We start from the raw sequence: 388 nt of genomic DNA on the forward strand, positions 1-388 counted from the left end.
CATCAAAGGAGCCGTCTAGGGTAAAACTGGTAACTGGGGCTAAGTCGTAACAAGGTAGCCGTACCGGAAGGTGCGGCTGGATCACCTCCTTTCTAGGGTCGACCCCTGGCCTTTTCCCGGAAGGCGCAGTCCCGCTCAGAAACACCTTAAATAACTGTCTCATCAATCAATCAAAATTATCACGGCAAAAGCAGCAGGTTTTTGCCTCTAACTTAAAGGAGTAGGTTTGGACTATGGGTTACCTTGTAACTCACAGCGCTAGACGCATCACTTTAGGAGAAGTTCTTTGACATGATGGGAGAGAGAAAAACAAAGACATTAAATAAGGTAAGACTGCCTGGAAGTAATTCTAGTGCAGCCCAAGAAGCGGGCCGGCGATCGTAAGATC

Annotated in this window: 1 rRNA gene; it reads left to right on the forward strand. The window is 47.7% G+C overall.

Annotation, left to right across the window (positions count from 1 at the left end):
- A 16S ribosomal RNA gene (locus K3G39_RS20545) occupies nt 1-92 on the forward strand; the annotation flags it as partial.
- Nucleotides 93-388 lie beyond the last annotated feature (296 nt).

Source organism: Pontibacter sp. HSC-14F20, from assembly GCF_019599265.1.
Taxonomy (GTDB): Bacteria; Bacteroidota; Bacteroidia; order Cytophagales; family Hymenobacteraceae; genus Pontibacter.